Source organism: Bradyrhizobium sp. P2_E8 (assembly GCF_056403875.1).
Genome location: NZ_JBFUES010001143.1, coordinates 1 through 2,183, shown reverse-complemented (window position 1 = coordinate 2,183; position 2,183 = coordinate 1). Strand labels below are relative to the sequence as shown.

Genomic DNA, 2,183 nt, shown 5'->3' with positions numbered 1-2,183 from the left:
CCGTCAATGTCGAGGGCAAGCACATCCGTATCGAGGATGGCAAGCTGCTGTTTCACCCGGTGCAGTCGCCGCGTCCGCCGCTCTATTTCGGCGGCTCGTCGGATGCCGGCATCGATGTCGCCGTCGACACCGTCGACAAATACCTCACCTGGGGCGAGCCGCCGGCGCAGGTCGCCGAGAAGATCGCGAAGGTGAGGGACGTTGCCGCCGCGCGCGGGCGCAAGCTGTCCTTCGGCATCCGCCTTCACGTCATCGTCCGCGAGACCAATGAGGCGGCCTGGCAGGCGGCGGGTGAGCTGATCAAGCATGTCAGCGACGACACCATCGCCACGGCGCAGAAGAACTTTGCGCGCATGGACTCGGTCGGCCAGCAGCGCATGGCGCAGCTGCACGGTGGCAGGCGCGACAAGCTCGAGATCGCTCCCAATCTCTGGGCCGGCGTCGGCCTGGTACGCGGCGGCGCCGGCACGGCGCTCGTCGGCGATGCCCAGACCGTCGCGGCGCGCATCAAGGAGTATCAGGATATCGGCATCGATACCTTCATCATGTCGGGCTATCCGCATCTGGAGGAAGCCTATCGCTTTGCCGAGCTGGTGTTCCCGCTGCTCTCGCTCGACCACGGCAGCAACGTGACGCGGCTGCATCACAACAGCGGTCCGTTCGGCGAGACCGTCGGCAACGACTACCGTCCGCATAAACTGGCATCGCAATCATGAGCCTCATCGACAGTATTTCTCTGCCACGCAGGGTCCGCCTGCCGCGCGCGGACGGCCTGGTCCAGTGGATCGTGCCGCTCGCCATCATCGCGATCTGGCAGCTCGCCTGCGTCACCGGCTTCGTGCCGACGCGCGTGCTGCCGGCGCCGAGCGACGTTGCGCTCGCCGGCTGGAAGCTGCTGCTCTCCGGCGAGCTCGCGCGCAACATCTGGGTCTCGTTCTGGCGCGCCTCGATCGGCTTTTTGATCGGCGGCAGCATCGGCTTCGCCTTCGGGCTTGCCAACGGCCTGTCGCAGCTCTCGGCCAAGCTCACCGACACCACGCTTCAGATGGTGCGCAACGTGCCGCATCTGGCGCTGATCCCGCTGGTCATCCTGTGGTTCGGCATCGACGAGAGCGCAAAGCTGTTCCTGGTGGCGCTCGGTGTGTTCTTCCCGATCTACCTCAACACGCTGCACGGCATCCGCACCGTCGATCCGCAGCTGATCGAGATGGGCCGCATCTACGGCATGAGCGACGGCGAATTGTTCCGCCGGGTGATCTTCCCGGGCGCGCTGCCCTCGATCTTCGTCGGCATCCGCTTTGCGCTCGGCATCATGTGGCTGACCCTGATCGTCGCCGAGACGATCGCGGCATCCTCTGGCCTCGGCTACATGGCGATGCAGGCGCGCGAGTTCATGCTGATCGACGTCGTCGTGCTCTCGATCCTGATCTACGCCCTGCTCGGCAAACTCGCCGACAGCGCCTCCCGCGTGCTGGAGCGGGCGACGCTCTCCTGGCACCCCGCCTTCCAGAAACGTTGAGAGTGACATGCAGACAGCCCTTCGGACCTCCCTTCCCGAAACCGAGCTCGCCAGCCGCGCCAATTTCGCGCCTCACGCCCGCGTGGTGCGCGAGGAGCGGGTGGTGCAGGCCAGCGGCCTGCCGCTCAGCATCCGTGGCCTGCGCAAATCGTTCGGCGACAACGAGGTGCTGCGCGGCATCGACCTGCACATCCCCGCCGGCCAGTTCGTCGCCATCGTCGGAAAGAGCGGCTGCGGCAAGAGCACGCTGCTGCGCCTGATCGCCGGCCTGGACAAGATCGATGCCGGCAGCGTCAGCTTTGGCAGTGACGTCCAGCCCGAGGATATCCGCGTGATGTTCCAGGAGCCGCGGCTGCTGCCCTGGGCGCGCGTTCTCGCCAATGTCGAGGTCGGTCTCGGCCGCGATCGGTCGTCGGCCGATGCGCATGCGCGGGCCGAGAAGGCGCTGACCGAGGTTGGCCTCGCCGACAAGCGCGACCAGTGGCCCTCGGTGCTGTCGGGCGGCCAGAAGCAGCGCGTCGCGCTCGGCCGCGCGCTGGTTTCTCGTCCGCGCGTGCTGGCCTTCGACGAGCCGCTCGGCGCGTTGGACGCGCTGACCCGCATCTCGATGCAGCGGCTGCTGGAGCGGGTCTGGCGCGACCAGGGCTTTACCGCGATCCTGGTG

General features: G+C 67.1%; 3 protein-coding genes. All 3 read left to right on the top strand.

Features of this window, described 5'->3' with window-relative positions; translation table 11 throughout:
- Positions 1-716, top strand: a 716-nt coding sequence (locus AC1D00_RS37805; RefSeq protein WP_477014182.1) for an LLM class flavin-dependent oxidoreductase, incomplete at its 5' end; no start/stop codon positions are given.
- Complete coding sequence (ssuC, locus tag AC1D00_RS37800) at positions 713-1,519, top strand: aliphatic sulfonate ABC transporter permease SsuC (RefSeq protein WP_135179316.1); 807 nt, start codon at positions 713-715, stop codon at positions 1,517-1,519. The genes AC1D00_RS37805 and ssuC, both read left to right, overlap by 4 nt.
- Positions 1,520-1,526: 7 nt before the next feature.
- Positions 1,527-2,183 (top strand): ABC transporter ATP-binding protein (locus AC1D00_RS37795; protein WP_477014181.1); only part of this gene is annotated, 657 nt, incomplete at its 3' end.